This window comes from Corynebacterium faecale, from assembly GCF_030408735.1.
GTDB classification, from domain to species: domain Bacteria; phylum Actinomycetota; class Actinomycetes; order Mycobacteriales; family Mycobacteriaceae; genus Corynebacterium; species Corynebacterium faecale.
In genome coordinates this window covers 2,881,540-2,897,384 of sequence record NZ_CP047204.1, presented here as the reverse complement: position 1 = coordinate 2,897,384, position 15,845 = coordinate 2,881,540, and the positions used below count along the sequence as shown (strand labels likewise).

15 protein-coding genes are annotated in these 15,845 nt (G+C 60.9%); 10 read left to right on the top strand and 5 right to left on the bottom strand.

The genetic code is table 11. The features are described from left to right. Window positions 1-99 precede the first annotated feature (99 nt). On the top strand, window positions 100-2,973 hold the full coding sequence (leuS, locus tag CFAEC_RS13125) for a leucine--tRNA ligase (protein ID WP_290277508.1): 2,874 nt from the start codon (window positions 100-102) through the stop codon (window positions 2,971-2,973). 10 nt (window positions 2,974-2,983) lie between these two features. Here the strand turns inward: leuS and CFAEC_RS13120 are convergent, their stop codons facing one another. Continuing rightward, entirely contained in the window at window positions 2,984-3,700 is a 717-nt protein-coding gene (locus tag CFAEC_RS13120; RefSeq protein WP_290277505.1) for a GntR family transcriptional regulator, read from the bottom strand. A 9-nt stretch (window positions 3,701-3,709) separates the two neighbouring features. Here CFAEC_RS13120 and CFAEC_RS13115 point away from each other — a divergent pair, with 9 nt between their 5' ends. Beyond that, window positions 3,710-3,925, top strand: a complete 216-nt coding sequence (locus CFAEC_RS13115; protein ID WP_353960113.1) for a hypothetical protein — start codon at window positions 3,710-3,712, stop codon at window positions 3,923-3,925. Window positions 3,926-4,044: 119 nt separating this feature from the next. On the opposite strand, the gene CFAEC_RS13110 is transcribed toward CFAEC_RS13115, so the two are convergent. Then, window positions 4,045-4,653, bottom strand: a complete 609-nt coding sequence (locus CFAEC_RS13110; protein ID WP_290277503.1) for a malonic semialdehyde reductase — start codon at window positions 4,651-4,653, stop codon at window positions 4,045-4,047. A gap of 308 nt (window positions 4,654-4,961) precedes the next feature. Between CFAEC_RS13110 and CFAEC_RS13105 the strand changes: the two genes are divergently transcribed. From CFAEC_RS13105 to CFAEC_RS13095, 3 genes are all read left to right on the top strand, one after another. Further along, window positions 4,962-5,285, top strand: coding sequence for a hypothetical protein (locus CFAEC_RS13105; RefSeq protein ID WP_290277501.1), 324 nt, complete (start codon window positions 4,962-4,964; stop codon window positions 5,283-5,285). A 193-nt stretch (window positions 5,286-5,478) separates the two neighbouring features. Next, window positions 5,479-6,702, top strand: a complete 1,224-nt coding sequence (locus tag CFAEC_RS13100; RefSeq protein WP_290277499.1) for an NAD(P)/FAD-dependent oxidoreductase — start codon at window positions 5,479-5,481, stop codon at window positions 6,700-6,702. Between the two features lie 260 nt (window positions 6,703-6,962). Beyond that, window positions 6,963-7,490, top strand: a complete 528-nt coding sequence (locus CFAEC_RS13095) for a VanZ family protein (protein WP_435384290.1) — start codon at window positions 6,963-6,965, stop codon at window positions 7,488-7,490. Window positions 7,491-8,014: 524 nt separating this feature from the next. Here CFAEC_RS13095 and CFAEC_RS13090 read toward each other — a convergent pair. Beyond that, window positions 8,015-8,167, bottom strand: a complete 153-nt coding sequence (locus CFAEC_RS13090; protein ID WP_290277495.1) for a hypothetical protein — start codon at window positions 8,165-8,167, stop codon at window positions 8,015-8,017. Between CFAEC_RS13090 and CFAEC_RS13085 the strand changes: the two genes are divergently transcribed. After that, a complete protein-coding gene (locus CFAEC_RS13085; protein WP_290279936.1) occupies window positions 8,157-8,732 on the top strand; it encodes a VanZ family protein in 576 nt (191 codons plus the stop codon). The two genes, CFAEC_RS13090 and CFAEC_RS13085, sit on opposite strands and share 11 nt — an antisense overlap. A gap of 55 nt (window positions 8,733-8,787) precedes the next feature. Further along, window positions 8,788-10,293: a gluconokinase gene (locus tag CFAEC_RS13080; RefSeq protein WP_290277493.1), complete on the top strand. Its 1,506-nt coding sequence runs from the start codon at window positions 8,788-8,790 to the stop codon at window positions 10,291-10,293. Window positions 10,294-10,298: 5 nt separating this feature from the next. Here the strand turns inward: CFAEC_RS13080 and CFAEC_RS13075 are convergent, their stop codons facing one another. Beyond that, window positions 10,299-11,468, bottom strand: coding sequence for an NAD(P)-dependent malic enzyme (locus CFAEC_RS13075; RefSeq protein WP_290277491.1), 1,170 nt, complete (start codon window positions 11,466-11,468; stop codon window positions 10,299-10,301). Window positions 11,469-11,720: 252 nt separating this feature from the next. On the opposite strand from CFAEC_RS13075, the gene CFAEC_RS13070 reads away from it, so the two are divergent. From CFAEC_RS13070 to CFAEC_RS13060, 3 genes are all read left to right on the top strand, one after another. Next, the gene (locus CFAEC_RS13070) at window positions 11,721-12,722 is read left to right on the top strand and encodes a zinc-binding alcohol dehydrogenase family protein (RefSeq protein ID WP_290277490.1); all 1,002 of its coding nucleotides are present in this window, start codon (window positions 11,721-11,723) and stop codon (window positions 12,720-12,722) included. Window positions 12,723-12,736: 14 nt separating this feature from the next. After that, window positions 12,737-13,213, top strand: coding sequence for a methylated-DNA--[protein]-cysteine S-methyltransferase (locus tag CFAEC_RS13065; RefSeq protein WP_290279934.1), 477 nt, complete (start codon window positions 12,737-12,739; stop codon window positions 13,211-13,213). A 454-nt stretch (window positions 13,214-13,667) separates the two neighbouring features. Then, the gene (locus tag CFAEC_RS13060) at window positions 13,668-14,456 is read left to right on the top strand and encodes a DeoR/GlpR family DNA-binding transcription regulator (RefSeq protein WP_290277487.1); all 789 of its coding nucleotides are present in this window, start codon (window positions 13,668-13,670) and stop codon (window positions 14,454-14,456) included. 63 nt (window positions 14,457-14,519) lie between these two features. Here the strand turns inward: CFAEC_RS13060 and CFAEC_RS13055 are convergent, their stop codons facing one another. Beyond that, complete coding sequence (locus CFAEC_RS13055) at window positions 14,520-15,674, bottom strand: RtcB family protein (RefSeq protein ID WP_290277485.1); 1,155 nt, start codon at window positions 15,672-15,674, stop codon at window positions 14,520-14,522. Window positions 15,675-15,845 lie beyond the last annotated feature (171 nt).

Genomic DNA, 15,845 nt, shown 5'->3' with positions numbered 1-15,845 from the left:
CGTCTTAAATTCCAGCCCCCTTCCTTTCGGGCCGTGGGATAGCCTTCAAAAACTGCCCAGAATATCCCGTGTCCAGTCCCTCTACTACACTGTCTAACCATGACTAATCCGAGCGAAGGCACCTCTTCTTCCGCACAGTCTCTGGCGTATCGTTACACCCCAGAGCTGGCCAACAAGATTGAGGGCGAGTGGCAGAATTACTGGACTGACAAGGGCACTTTCAACGCCCCGAACCCGGTGGGGGAACTCGCACCGGCAGATGGTCGTGAGCTGCCCGAGGACAAGCTGTTCGTGCAGGATATGTTCCCGTACCCCTCCGGTGCCGGTCTGCACGTCGGACACCCGCTGGGTTATATCGCCACGGATGTTTTCGCCCGCTATAACCGCATGCTGGGTAAGAATGTCCTGCACACCCTCGGATATGACTCCTTCGGGCTGCCGGCTGAGCAGTACGCCATCCAGACCGGTACGCACCCACGTGCGACCACGATGGCCAATATTGAGAACATGAGGCGTCAGCTGGGTGCGCTCGGCCTGGGCCATGATCCGCGCCGTTCTGTTGCCTCCACTGATCCGGAGTTCTACAAGTGGACTCAGTGGATCTTCCTGCAGATCTTCAACTCCTGGTTTGATACCGAGCAGCAGAAGGCCCGCCCTATTGCTGAGCTGATCCCATTGTTGGAGTCCGGCGCGGTCGCCACGAAGGACGGGTCTGATTACAGTGCCCTGAGCGCCGTCGCAAAGCAGCAGGCCGTCGATGAGTTCCGCCTGGTGTACCGCTCCAACTCCACCGTCAACTGGTGCCCGGGCCTGGGCACCGTGCTGGCCAATGAGGAGGTCACCGCCGACGGTCGCTCGGAGCGCGGCAACTTCCCCGTGTTCCGCAAGAACCTGTCCCAGTGGATGATGCGCATCACCGCCTACTCGGATCGCCTCATTGATGATCTGGAGCTGCTCGACTGGCCGGAGAAGGTCAAGTCCATGCAGCGCAACTGGATCGGCCGTTCCCGCGGCGCGGAGGTTGATTTCACCGCCAACGGCGAAACCATCACGGTATTCACCACGCGCCCCGATACCCTTTTCGGTGCCACCTACATGGTGCTGGCACCTGAGCATGAGCTGGTGGACACCCTGGTGGCCTCCGGTTCCGGTTCCTATGACGGCATTGATGCCGGTTGGACCAACGGCCAGGCCACCCCGGCGGAGGCCGTGGCGGCCTACCGCGCCTCCATCGCGGCCAAGTCTGACCTGGAGCGCCAGGAAAACAAGGACAAGACCGGTGTATTCCTCGGTGTGTACGCCACCAACCCGGTCAACGGTGAGCAGATCCCGGTATTCATCGCCGACTACGTCCTCACCGGTTATGGCACCGGTGCCATCATGGCCGTCCCGGCCCACGATGACCGCGACTATGAGTTCGCCACCGTCTTCGGCCTGCCCATCATCGAGGTCGTCGCCGGCGGCAACATCGAAGAGGCTGCCTACACCGCCTCAGGTGAGTCTGTGAACTCCGCCAATGATCAGGGCCTGGATATCAACGGCCTGGCCATGGTGGAAGCGGTGGCCACCACCATCGAATGGCTGGAAGCCAAGGAACTCGGACGCGGCACCATTCAGTACAAGCTGCGTGACTGGCTGTTTGCCCGTCAGCGTTACTGGGGCGAGCCTTTTCCGGTGGTCTATGACGAGGACGGTCTGGCGCACGCCCTGCCCGAGTCCATGCTCCCTGTCGAGCTGCCTGAGGTTGAGGACTACAAGCCTGTCTCCTTCGACCCGGAGGATGCCGATTCTGAACCCTCCCCTCCCCTGGCCAAGGCCCGCGAGTGGGTTGAGGTTGAACTGGATCTGGGTGACGGTCCGAAGAAATACACCCGCGACACCAACGTCATGCCACAGTGGGCAGGTTCCTCCTGGTACCAGCTGCGTTATATCGACCCCACCAATGATGACCAGTTCTGCAACCTGGAGAATGAGGCCTATTGGACCGGGCCACGGCCGGATGTCCACGGTCCGAATGATCCCGGTGGTGTTGATCTCTACGTCGGTGGCGTTGAGCATGCCGTGCTGCACCTGTTGTACTCCCGTTTCTGGCACAAGGTCCTCTTCGACCTTGGTCATGTCACCTCGAAGGAGCCCTACCGCCGCCTGTACAACCAGGGCTACATTCAGGCTTTTGCCTACACCGATGCCCGCGGTGTCTATGTCCCGGCCGAAGAGGTTGAGGAGAAGGATGGAAAATTCTTCTACCAGGGCGAAGAGGTCAACCAGGAATACGGCAAGATGGGCAAGTCCCTGAAGAATGCCGTCGCACCGGATGATATCTGCAACAACTACGGCGCGGACACCCTGCGCGTCTATGAGATGTCCATGGGTCCCCTGGATACCTCCCGCCCCTGGGCGACCAAGGATGTGGTGGGTGCCCAGCGCTTCCTGCAGCGCCTGTGGCGTCTGATCGTGGATGAGAACACCGGTGAGGTACTCACCCGCGATGAGGCCTTGACCGATGAGGACAACAAGTACCTGCACCGCACCATCGCAGGTGTCCGCGATGACTATGCCAATTTGCGCGTGAACACCGTGGTGGCCAAGCTCATTGAATACGTCAACTACCTGACCAAGACCTACCCGGGTGCCGTGCCTGTTGGTGCTGTCCTGCCGCTGGTGGTCATGACCTCCCCGGTTGCCCCGCACATCGCGGAGGAGCTGTGGAAGAAGCTGGGTAACCAGGACACCGTCACCTATGAGCCCTTCCCCACTTTCGAGGAGAAGTGGCTGAAGGACGACCAGGTTGAGCTGCCGGTCCAGATCAACGGCAAGGTCCGCAGCCGCATCACCGTGCCCGCTGACGCCTCCCAGGAGGCGATCATTGAGATCGCGCTTGCCGACGAAAAGATCACCGCCCAGGTTGAGGGCAAGAACCTGATCAAGCAGATCGTCATCCCAGGCCGCATGGTCAACCTCGTGGTGAAATAATGTGATGAGGTCAGGCGCTCGGTATCTGTGACACCAGCGTCAGGCTCGAGGGGGTGGCCCTGGTCGAGGTGACGGTAACACTGGCCTTGTCAAACAAGTATCGGTCATCTGAAGCTTCCACCGGCGTGCCATCAGAGGTAAATGCCCGTCGGCGGACCCGCAGCAGTGGGGTCCCCTCCGGCACGCCCAGGAGCTCGGCATCGGTCGGGTCAGCAGGCATGGCATCGATGGTGCGGGTGGCGGAATCAATATCCACCCCCTTGTCCCGCAGGTGCTGGTAGATGGATCCGGAATCGGTATCGAAGGTCAGGATGTGGATACCCACCTCCAGTGGGTAGTTCAACCGTTCCACCATGGCCGGGACACCATCCATGAGACGTAGTCTCAACACAGAGACCATGTTGGCGCCCTCGGGTTGATCCAGGAGCATGGCCATGCGGGCATCTGCCCGTTGCCTGGTCACCCACTGGGTCTGCTGGCCTGGTTCCACCCCGGAGGCCATGCACCACTGGGTGAAGGAGAGGTTGTCCTCGAAGGACTGGGTTGGCACCGTGTCCAGGACCCGGGATCTGCGCCCCTGCCCCGATGACACCATGCCCTCCTGGCGTAACAGGGCCACAGCCTGGCGTACCGTGCCACGCGCTGTTGCGAACTGTCGGCATAACTGTGCCTCTGAGGGCAGTTCATCCCCGGGTTTCAACTCACCGGCTCCGTCGCTCCCACGCATCCTGTGGAGATGGATCCCGAATGGGTGGTGCGGGGCTGGCGGACCATCACCGGTGTCCATAATTATGAGCCGCACCATCTGAGGCAGGCCGTCGGCTTCCTGTCCGAGCACCAGGATCAGCTGCCCTGGGATGCGATATTTGGTCGTCGATATGCGCTTGCTGAGCTTCCCTCCGCTTTCGCCTGCGCCCCGGTGGGGTTGCGTGATGTCATTGAGATGCCTTGATCCTTCAGTATGATCAGCGCGGTCGCCGCATATGACGAGACCACAAGGGGGCCGTCACCTGATATAAGGTGACGGCCCCCTTGTGGTCTTTTGCTCTCCCGGGGTATTGACCGTGGGATTTAGAGGGTCTTGATGACCTGGTCGAATGCCAGACGTGGCAGGCGGTCGTACCAGGCGTTCTCAGCTGGCTTGCCCATGTTGATGGCGACCAGGACGCGGTGCTTGCCGTCTGGGAAGAACTCCTTGGAGATGGCGTCGGCGTCGAAACCGGTCATCGGGCCGGCGGCCAGGCCAGCTGCACGGATGCCGATGATGGCGTAACCGATCTGCAGACCGGTGTTGAGCTCAGCGGTGGATGCGCGCATGGCGTCATCGGCGGCAAACATATCGCGGGCGCCCTCAAAGACAGGGAAGATCTGTGGCATTTCCTCATGGAAATCAGTGTCAGCTGCGAGCAGTGCCACTGCAGGAGCCTTGGCGGTCTTCTCGCGGTTGCCCTCAGCCATGTGTGGCAGCAGGCGTGCCTTGGCCTCTTCGGAGCGGATCACGATGACGCGCAGTGGCTGGTTGTTCATGGAGGTTGGTGCCCACTTAACCAGATCGAAGATGGCGTTGATCTGCTCATCGGTGACAGGCTCGTCGGTGAAGGCATTGGCGGTGCGTGCCTCGCGGAAGAGGATGTTCTGTGCTTCCTCGTTGATGACAAGGTTGTTCTGGGTCTCAGACATTTTAGTACAACTTTCAAGTGTTTTGGATTATGCCGGTGTGGTTCTGCACGGCTTCTGGTGGATAACTTTATTGTCATATCAACAAAGTGTCAAGTGGGAAACGGCCGGCGGTCAATCCTCTTGCCATTGAGGGGCCGGATAATAGGGGTAGAACATCAGCTGTCCCCCGCAAACGGGTGCTGCAATCACAGGGAATCCCCTATCTTGACGTTAATTGTGAAAATTCTGGGCAATCGCCGAGAGTGCTTGCTATCCTTGTCGGGACTCAAGAGTTTTCCCGGTTACAAAATTATAAGGACCCACACATTATGCGTAAGATCCGCACTTCTGCTGTCGCCCTGCTCACCGCTGGCGCACTTGCCCTCACCGCCGCCCCTGCAATGGCTCAGTCCGCTGAAGGCTCCTCCGCTTCCTCCCAGGTTGGTACCGCACTGGGCGCCAACGACTACGAGCGCAACATCTTCGGTTCCTCCAAGGACTTCGATGAAGTTACCTCCTTCGGCCAGGTCTGGTACGGCTACACCCTGCTGGCAACCGCAGTGGCAGCTGCTGGCGTCTACTTCGTCAACATCACCAACATTGAGAACACCGCTGCTGCATGGGGCATCGAGCTCGACCTCCCAGGCAACTAAACGCCACTCCCCACTTCTTTAGTGGGTTGTTCTCCAACCCGGCTCAAGGGGGCACCGCAAGGTGCACCTTGAGCCGGGTTTGTGCATTTTCCGGGCCCTGTTCCCCTTTGGGAGGCCGGGGAACGGGCGGACGGTGGGGGCGTCGATAAGCATGTGGGCGGTATGGTGGGGATCACATCTTAAGGAGGATTGTATGGGCAGGGTGATCATCATCGGTGCCGGCATGGTGGGACTCTCCACCGCCTGGCACCTGCAGGAACGTGGTTTCGAGGTCACGGTCATGGATAGGGAGGGCGTGGCCGCGGGGTCCTCCTGGGGTAACGCCGGATGGCTCACCCCGGCCAAGACACTGCCCCTGGCTGACCCGCTGCTGTGGAAATACGGGGCCCGCACCCTTTTTGATGTGGATTCACCGCTGCACATGCCCATGCGTATTGATCGGAAATTGTGGCTCTTCCTCGCCCGCTTCATGGCCCATGCCACCACCACCCGGTGGGACACCACCCTGCGCGATCTCACACCCATCAGTCAGGTGGCGCTGGCGGCCTTCGATGAGCTCCAGGCCGGTGGCGTGGATGAGATAACCCACAAGAAACCCTTCATCATCGGTTTCGAGGATGAATCCCAATCCACCGGTTTCCTCCGTGAAGTGGAGGCGGTCCGCCAACACGGTCAACAGGTGGACATGACCCGCCTGGACAACTCCGGGGATTTCGTGCCCATGCTCAGCGACGAAGTACCCATCGCCTACCGGATGGAGGGCCAACGATTCATCGAACCGGGCCCCTACGTAGACGCCCTGGCACGATCTGTGAAAGAACGCGGCGGGCAGATCCGCACCGGAGCGGAGGTCACCCATGTGGCCGCCGGCGACAAACCCGCGGTGCTCTTTGCCGATGGTTCGCGGGAGGAAGCGGACAAAGTGGTCATCGCCACGGGCGCCTGGCTGCCCCGGCTGGCAGCTACCCACGGTGTGAGCACGATGGTGCAGGCCGGCCGTGGATACTCCTTCTCCGTGGCCACGGAGATCCCGGCCCAGCACTCGCTCTATCTGCCACACCACCGCATGGCGTGCACCCCGTACCAGGGCCGCTTCCGAATCGCCGGAACCATGGAGTTCAGGGGCCCCGATGAACCACTGGACCCCAAGCGCATCCGGGCGATCATCAATCAGGCCAGTCGGCTCATGCAGGGCATCGATTTCGAGGACCGCCAGGATGAATGGGTGGGCTCCCGTCCGGTCACCACCGATGGAAAACCACTGGTCGGACAGACCACGGCCCGGGACATATTCGTGGCCGGAGGGCACGGCATGTGGGGCATCGTGTTGGGACCTGCCACCGGAAAATACCTGGCGCAGCTCATGGACACCGGGGTCACCCACCCGGCGATCGCGCCTTTTAACCCGCTGCGCTAGAAGCGGATTGGCAGCCCATGCGCATGGGACCATACACATTGAGGGGGTGCCCGCAGGGATCACGGCTGACTGTGGGAGCGGGCTGGTTGCACGTGTGGGCTGGTTTAGGGTGTGGGCGATATCATGTCTGCGATCAAGCAATTGCCTGCACACTGACAGTGGATGTACAGGCCGGGGGCCTATCGTAGCCTCACATGTCATTAATCAAGATCCGTGCGGACCATGCTGTCGGTGATCCCACAAGGCAGGACGATAACACCATGAAGCGTTCCCTCAGGCAGTCGCTGCCCTCGGCGGTGCCCTTCGCTTTCGGTGTCTACGGTGTCCTGCTGGTGATCCTGACCCTGTTCAAGAACCAACTATCCCTCGGTGGACTGTGGAACACCGAGGCGCATCAACAACGATCCCTGGATCTGGTCCTGTTCAACGGTTTCATCGACCCACCCGTGTGGTGGGGACCGTGGACCAACACCTTCGGCAACATCGGCCTGTTCGTGCCCTTCGGATTCTTCCTCTACCTCATCCTCCGTGCCCGCAGCAGCAGGTTCCCCTTCCTGGAAACGGTGCTGTTCGCGGGTCTGACCAGCCTGGGCATCGAGGTTCTCCAGTGGACCTTCGCCGTCGGGTATACCGATGTTGATGATCTGCTGTTCAACACCCTCGGCGGTGTACTCGGCGCGCTGGTGGCTTTCAAGGCACCACGGGGTGCGGTGAGCTGGTTGACCATGAGCATCACCGCCGTCTGCCTGGCAGTGCTGGTGCTGATCATGGCGTCGAATCTGGGCTAGTTAATACTGTTACGTCAGTGGTGTTCGGGTTAGGGCTGCGGTATGCCTCGCCCCGGATGGAAGAAACCTGACACTGATCGCCGTTTATCGGATCTGATCGCGGTGGGAGGGTCGTCAGGTAACTCAATCCGCCGCGACGTGGACGGAGGAATCCGCGGGTGATCAAGCGGAAAATATTGAAGTGGCCAGTGAAACGACCCCATCATTGCGGTCAACCACTCGACCCCGTAATCACCATTTCCTCGCCACTAACTTAACAGTATTGGGGTTAGTTCTCAGCGGGGCCGGCCTGACCAGGACTGGTCTCAGAAGGGCCGGTCTCAGAAGGGCCGGCCCCACAAGGGTCAGCCTCATAAGAGGTCAGCCCAACAAGGGGGCAGCCGTAGGAAACATCGTGTTTCCCACGGCTTTTCTCTTTGCCATAGCTTTCCTGTTGGCCTGTGGTTTACACGAAGATGTGGTTTACACGAAGGCGCGGACAGCCGTGGAGCCATTCGTTGTGCACTAATATCCCGGAATATGAGTCAAGCACGGAAATCCAGGAGCACCGGGTCCGCGGGCACTGCAAGGTCGCAGGAATCAGCCAGGACGGACCGGGAGCGCCGGGCTGGAAGTGCCGTGGACAGGAAACAGCGGCGCAGCGGGAATCGGCGGCCACCGCGGTTGTTGGTGCTCATCGCGTTGATCATCTATTCCGCGGTGATGGTTTCACTGACCATGTTGAAGGCGTTTTTCGTGATCGGGTTGCTGTGGGAGAAGGACGCCCACCGCAACCGTTCGCTCGAGCTGGTCCCCTTCGATGCCTACGCCCAGACGGACACGTGGTTCGCCCCGCTCTTCGGTTATGGCGGTAACTTCGCCTTCTTCGTCCCTTTCGGTGTGCTGCTCTATGTGCTGCTGCGCAATGCCCGCAGAAGTGGAACGCGGAAGAACGCAGTGCTGAAGGTGACCCTGTGGGGTGCATTGTTCAGCCTGGTCATCGAGGTCAGCCAGTATGTGTTCGCATTGGGATACAGCGATGTGGATGATCTGATCTTCAACACATTGGGTGCCCTGGTGGGTGCGGTGGTGGCCAAGATCCTCAGCCCGCGCCTGCACTGGTTGTGGGTGTGGCTCGCACTGATTCTGGGTGCGGTGTTCGCGGTGCTGGTGGCACTCGGCCCACGGTTGGGTGATCCTGATCAGGTGGTGGAGATCTACGGGATATCCTGGGAGGAGTCAGATGGTCGGGCACTGGTCTGAGAAGAGCGGGTCAGCCTGACTGGATAACCGCCAGAACCCAGAATGAAGGTGCGCCATGGGAAGTATCCCGACAATGTCGATCCCGCTCGTGGAATCATCCGGTCCCTACCTGGTGGCCATGGACATCGGTTCCACCGCCTCACGCGGGGGTCTCTACGACCGCAGTGGCTGCCCGGTGAAAGGATCCAAACAGCGGGTCACGCATGAGTTCAACAGCGGTGAGGGTGGGATCTCCACGATCGATGCTGATCAGGTGGTTGATGAGATCCGCCAGGTGATTGATGGCCTCCTGGAGTTCTCCACCAGCAAGGACCTGAATAAGCAGCTCGGTGGGGTCATCCTGGATTCCTTCGCCTCCTCGTTCATCCTCGTGGATGCTGACGGTGATGCCCTGACCCCGTGCGTGACCTACGCCGATGCCCGTTCCGCCCGCTTTGTGGACCGGCTCCGGGAGGAGATCGATGAAGCCGATTATCATGAGCGCACCGGTGTCCGCCTGCACACCTCCTACCATCCCTCCCGTCTGTTGTGGGCGAAGGAGGAATACCCGGAACTGTTCGGGAAGACCCATTCCGTGATGACGATCGGTGAGTACGTCTACTTCAAACTCGCCGGCATCCGGGGGATTTCCACCTCGGTGGCGGCGTGGAGTGGCATCTTGGATGCCCATACCGGCGAGTTGGATCTACCCATCTTCGAGCACATCGGTGTCTCCCCTGATCTCATTGCCCCGATCTTCGACCCTGATGAGCCTGCCACCCCGGTCAAACTCATCGCGGAGGAATACGCACCCCTGGCGCATGTGCCGTGGTTCCACGCCATCCCCGACGGTTGGCCGTCCAACGTTGGTCCCGGGGCGCTGGATGAGCGCACCGTTGCTGTTGCCGCAGCCACCTCCGGGGCGATGCGGGTCATCCTGCCGTCGGTTCCCGAGCACATTCCGCCGGGTCTGTGGTGCTACCGGCTCTCCCGCAACGAGTGCATCGTCGGCGGCGCCCTCAATGATGTCGGCCGCGCGGTGAGCTGGCTGGAGCAGACCATCGCCCCCGTCGACGGGCTCCCCGGGATCCTCGCCGGCCCACCCATCGACGCCACCCCGTCGGTGCTGCCGTTCTTCTCCGGGGAACGGTCCACCGGCTGGGCCAGCGATGCCACCACGGTGATCACCAACGTGGTCAGCCAGACCGGGCCCGCCGAGATGTGGCGCGGAGTCTTTGAGGCCCTGGCACTTTCCTACCAGCGCGTATGGGGGGAGATGACCGGCGCCGGTGCGGCGCCGGAACGGGTCATTGCCTCAGGTCGGGTGGCCACCGACCACCCCACCTGGTTGCATATGCTTTGCGACGCCCTGAACACCCCCGTCATTCCCCTCGAGATGAAACGAGCCACCCTTCGTGGCACAGCGCTGATCGCCCTGAACATCATCGACCCCGGTGGAAAGCGCGCCACTCCCCCACTGGGTGAAGCACTCCAGCCTGAGCATGTCGAGTACTACCGCACCGCCCGGGGCACCTTTGATGAGCTCTATGACAGGGTGATCCGGACAGACGGCGTGGATTAGCGCTCTTATTCGCCTGCGGCGGCCTGTACCGCCGCGCTGACCGCTGGAGCCACCCGCGGATCCAGCGGTGAGGGGACGATATGGCCCACATCGAGGTTCTCGGCGGCGATCTCCGCGATCGCCCGGGATGCGGCCAGTTTCATCGCCGGGGTGATCGCGGTCGCCCCGGCGGCCAGCGCGCCATGGAAGATGCCCGGGAAGGCCAGGACATTGTTGATCTGGTTCGGCAGATCGCTTCGCCCCGTGGCCACAATTGCCCCATAACGGTGGGCCAGTGCGGGGTCGATCTCCGGAACAGGGTTCGCCAGGCTGAACAGGATGGGCTGCTTCGCCATGAGTTTCAGGGCATCCTCGCCCACGCTTCCACCGGACACACCGATGAACACATCCGCACCGGTCAGAGCCACCTTCATATCACCCGAAATACCCCGGGGATTCGTCTTTTCCGCCAGGGATTCCTTCACCGGTGTGAGATCGTTGCGGTCAGCCTGGATGATGCCACGGGAATCCAGCACCACGATGTCATGCGCACCGGCGTTGAGGAGCATCTCCACCGCCGCCACCCCGGCCGCACCCGCCCCGGAGATGACGATCCTCAGGTCCTCCAGGCGTCGATCCAGCAGCGTGATGGCATTGCGCAGGGCCGCCAGGATCACCACCGCCGTGCCGTGCTGATCATCGTGCATGACTGGGATATCCAGGCGTTCGATGAGTTGGCGCTCCACCTCGAAGCATCGGGGCGCCGAGATGTCCTCCAGGTTGATGGCACCGAAGGACGGGGCCATGGCCACGATGGTCTCCACGAGTTCCTCCACCTCATGCACATCCAGCACAATCGGGATGGCATTGAGGCCCGCGAAGGAACTGAACAGCTGGGCCTTGCCTTCCATCACTGGCAGCGCCGCGCGGGGGCCGATGTCCCCTAACCCGAGGACGGCGGTGCCATCAGAGATGATCGCCACGGTGTTGCCCACACCCGTGAGTGTGCGGGCCATCCCGGGATCATCGGCGATCGCCTCGCACACGGTGGCCACACCCGGCGTATAGGCCAGGGACAGATCGCGCATATCCTCCAACGGGCGTGTGGATGCGATGGTCAGCTTTCCACCTGCATGCGCATCGAAGATCTCTTCAACGGTCAGCTGCTGGGGACTGCGGGGAAGCCTGGCGTTCATGTGCATAAACCTGTTCTACGTACCGGACCAAATAATTAAACCGAGGGTCTCCCATGCCCATCCCAATGTGCTGGTGGATGAGCCGGGAACCCCTCATTCCCGCAGTCTAATGAGCCATCCGCAGACCTTTTATGCTTTTGCCTGGGAATGTGATGGTTGTCCCTGGCCACGCTCCCGGTTGGGGGTGTGGACATACCGTGACGGGCAAAGTTGTCATTCCAAAATGATTGTGCCTTGGCTAACATCTGTCCCATGACTGAAACCTCGCCCACGATGTCAGCCGTCGGTTTTCTGGAATCCCTGACCGCGGACCAACCAGATTTCCTTGTCGATGTCACCGTCCCCCGCCCGACCCCTGGTCCCCGTGACCTCCTCGTGGAGATCAGCGCGGTGTCCATCAATCCCGTGGACACCAAGATCCGGATGCGTGCGGGCACCCAGGACACCCCGAAGATCCTGGGATTCGACGCAGTGGGAACAGTGGTGGAGGTGGGCTCCGAGGTCACCCTCTTCCGCCCCGGGCACAAGGTCTACTACGCCGGATCCAATCAGCGCCAGGGCACCAATGCGGAGTTCCACCTGGTGGATGAACGCCTGGTGGGTCATGCCCCGGGCACACTCGACTCCGCCGATGCCGCGGCCCTTCCGCTGGTATCGCTGACCGCCTGGGAAGCACTGTTCGACCGCCTCCCGGTCACCCAGTCCACCACCGGCACTCTCCTGGTCCTGGGAGGATCAGGAGGGGTGCCTTCAGCTCTCATCCAGATCGCCCGGAGCCTGACCAACCTGCGCGTGGTGGCCACCGCCTCCCGTCCTGAATCTGCCCGGTGGGTCCGCGAACTGGGCGCCCACGATGTGATCGACCACTCCAAGGACCTGAGTGAGCAGATCAGCGATGTGGACTTCGTCTTCAGCTCATGGACCAACGGCCGCGAGGTGGAACTGGCCTCCGTGATGAAACCACAGTCACATCTCGTCCTCATCGACGACCCGGAGAACCCCAACCTCGGGGCGTTTAAACCAAAGGCCATCGCCCTGCACTGGGAATCAATGTTCGCCCGCTCCATCTATGAAACCCCCGACATGGGTGAACAGGGCAAAATCCTGAACAAGATCGCGGACATGGTCGATCGAGGACAGTTCAGGGCAGTCACCGACAGGGTCCTTACCGGCATCACTGCGGAGTCCATCATGGAAGGACACCGCCTGGTGGAGCAGGGCCGGACCTCAGGAAAAATAGTCGTGAAGGCTTAAACCACATCATGCACCTGCACCACACCAGAATCCACACCCCCATCGGTGAACTCCTCCTCGTGGCAGATGAGAAGGGCCTCACCTACGTAGCCTTCGCTGATGAGAATCATGTCCGGTGCACCGAGGGGTCGGTGGCAGGTGCCACCCCCATCCTCAATCAGGCGGAGGCGGAACTCAGCGAATATTTCACCGGACAGCGCCGGGAATTCACCACACCCCTGTCCTGGACTGTCGACACTGTGCTGGGATTTCGCGGCCAGGTACAACGCATGCTTCTTGAGATTCCCTATGGATCATCCATGACCTACAAGGAGCTGGCGGCGAAGATGGAAAACCCCGGCGCCGTCCGTGCCGTGGGTTCTGCCTGCGCCACCAACCCGCTGCCCATCTTCTCCCCCTGCCACCGTGTGCTCCGTAGCGATGGTGCCTTGGGAGGGTATCGAGGCGGACTCGAAACGAAACAATGGCTGCTCGAATTGGAAAAGCGCTAGTTTCGAATCGTGGGGAATATCGAAACATTGCCTTGGGGTGAATCGAAAGCGTAAGTGGTGGGGCAGGTTTCGAAACTGGGGGAGCTCTTCGAAAACTAATGGGGTGCACTATCGTTTCGATAACAGTCGAGTGTCACCAGATCAATGCATTGAGCTGGTGATATGTAGATCACCCCCTCCGGGCTCAAAACTAGAAGAGTTTCGAATTGCACGATTGTAATTACCGAAGAGTAAGAACTTTCGATCCCGTTTCCAGACCTTTCGTTTGCGATAATTGGCGGCTTCGAAAACCGAAAACGATTAACGCGGCGATGGGCTCGGTTTCGATTTGCACGGCTTTCGATTTAAGTTGTAATCGAAAGTTGTGGAGCCTTTCGTTCCGGAAGTTCGGATGGGGATCACGGTAGGGCTGGTGGCAGAGCCTGTCGGGGATCGGTTGGGTAATGTCTGAGGAATGAACACCCAGCCAGAGAACGGAGCCCGACCCGACTCCGCGGAGGAACGACGCTCACGCATCGCGCGGGTGGTCCAGGACCGCGGATCCGTCCGGGTTGTGGATCTGGTGGGCCCTCTCGGGGTGTCAGAACCCACGCTGCGCAAGGATCTCACCATCCTGGAGAAGCAAGGGCTTCTGAAGCGCACCCATGGTGGTGCTGTGGCACTGGGTGCTGCGTCCGAAGCCGTACCCGAGGTGCCGGTGCAGCAGCAGTCTCAGCCGGGAACGAAAGACGGAATCGCACGCTTCTGTCTGGGCATGATCGCAGATAACTCTTCGGCGTTCTTCGATTCCGGCGCCACGATCGTCACCATGGCGGAATTGATGGACCAACCCGCCAATGTCCTCACCAACTCCCTCCCGGTGGTCCCCCACCTGGCGGACAAGCCCCGCATCAGACACACCCTGCTCGGTGGGCAGTACCGGCCACTCAGTGAATCCGTCACCGGACCCGTCACGATGATGGGATTGAGGCAGTTCACCGTGGATACGGCCTTCATCAGCGTCGTGGGGGTGACTGCGGACGGTGGGTATGTCACTGATCTTGCGGAGGCGGATATCAAGCGGGCCGCCATCGACTGCGCCCGGCGCGTGGTGATTCCCCTCGAGTCCAGCAAGGTGGGTCAGTTGGGTTTTTGCCACCTGGTGGATCTGGGGCGGGTCGACGATATCGTCACCGATGCCGCCAACCCGGAACTCCAGCAATGGTGCACTGATAATGGTGTGCGCCTTCATGTCGTGCGATAAGGAAAAGCGCCCCTGATATTTCGAAAGTGATCGACACTCAAGAGTGCTTCTCCCGGGAGGGGGTTAGGTTCCCTTGACGTTGACGATCTGGCGCAGCTTGTGGCGGATGGACACCAGATCGGAGGCGTCCGCCATCACCTGGTCGATATCTTTGTAGGCATCCGGGATCTCATCGATCCACTCCTTGCCCGGTCGGTACACGATGCCGGACATCCGGTTGTCCAGATCCTGGGCGGTGAAGTTCTTCTTGGCCTGCGTGCGTGACATCCGTCGTCCCGCACCGTGTGGTGCTGAGCGCAGGGCCTCCGCGTTGCCTTTGCCCTCCACCACATAGGAGGCTGTGCCCATGGAACCGGGGATCAGGGCCATGGTGCCGGCATCAGCCAGCACCGCACCCTTGCGGGTCAGCCAGACCTGCTCACCGTAGTGTTCCTCCTCCACGGTGTAGTTGTGGTGGCAGTTGATGCGTTCCACCTCTTCCACGGGTGCCTCCATGAAGCGTCCGAGCTGCTCGGCGAAGCGGTCCATCATCTCCTCACGGTTGAGGAAGGCGAAACGCTGTGCCCACTGCAGTTCACGGAGGTAGTCGGTGAACTCGGGTGTTCCCTCGGTGAGGTAGGCCAGGTCACGGTCCGGGAGTTTCTCCCCGGCGCATGCTTCGCGGGCGATCCGGATGTGTTTCTGGGCGATCTTGTTACCCACTCCCCGGGAGCCGGAGTGTAGGAACATCCAGACGTGATCCTCTTCGTCCAGGCAGAGTTCGATGAAGTGGTTGCCCCCACCCAGGGACCCCAGCTGCTTCTTCCACTTCGGGGAGTGGGAGAGGTCCACGCTGTTCTTGGCGGCGAGCTCTTCCAGTTCGGCGATCTTCGGCAGGGCGGAGTCCTGCAGTGTGCCCTTGTTGTAATTTCCCGGTGACAGTGGAATGGCGCGTTCCAGGGAGTCACGCAGCCTGGTCAGATCGCGACCTTCCAGATCTGCGGCGGTGAACTGGGTGCGCACACCGATCATGCCGCAGCCGATATCCACACCCACGGCAGCGGGAATGATGGCTCCCTTGGTGCCGAAGACGGTGCCCACGGATGAGCCCAGTCCGAAGTGGGCATCAGGCATCAGTGCCACATGTGGGTAGATGAAGGGCATGGTGGCCGTGGCTTTGGCCTGGTCGAGGGCGGCGTCCTCCAGGATGGAGGCGAAGGAGATGACGTCGGTGGTCATGGAATCAGTGGTCCTTTCGAAAAAATTTTGGGATAAAAAATGGCCCTCACGTGTCCGTGCTGTGTGGCACGTACCGTGGGGGCCCGGGGTGGAGAGTTAAAGAATGCGCTGGGTGTTTAGAGCAACTCCCGGCGCGGGGGAAGGCATAACGGTACGCGGGCCTGCACTTGT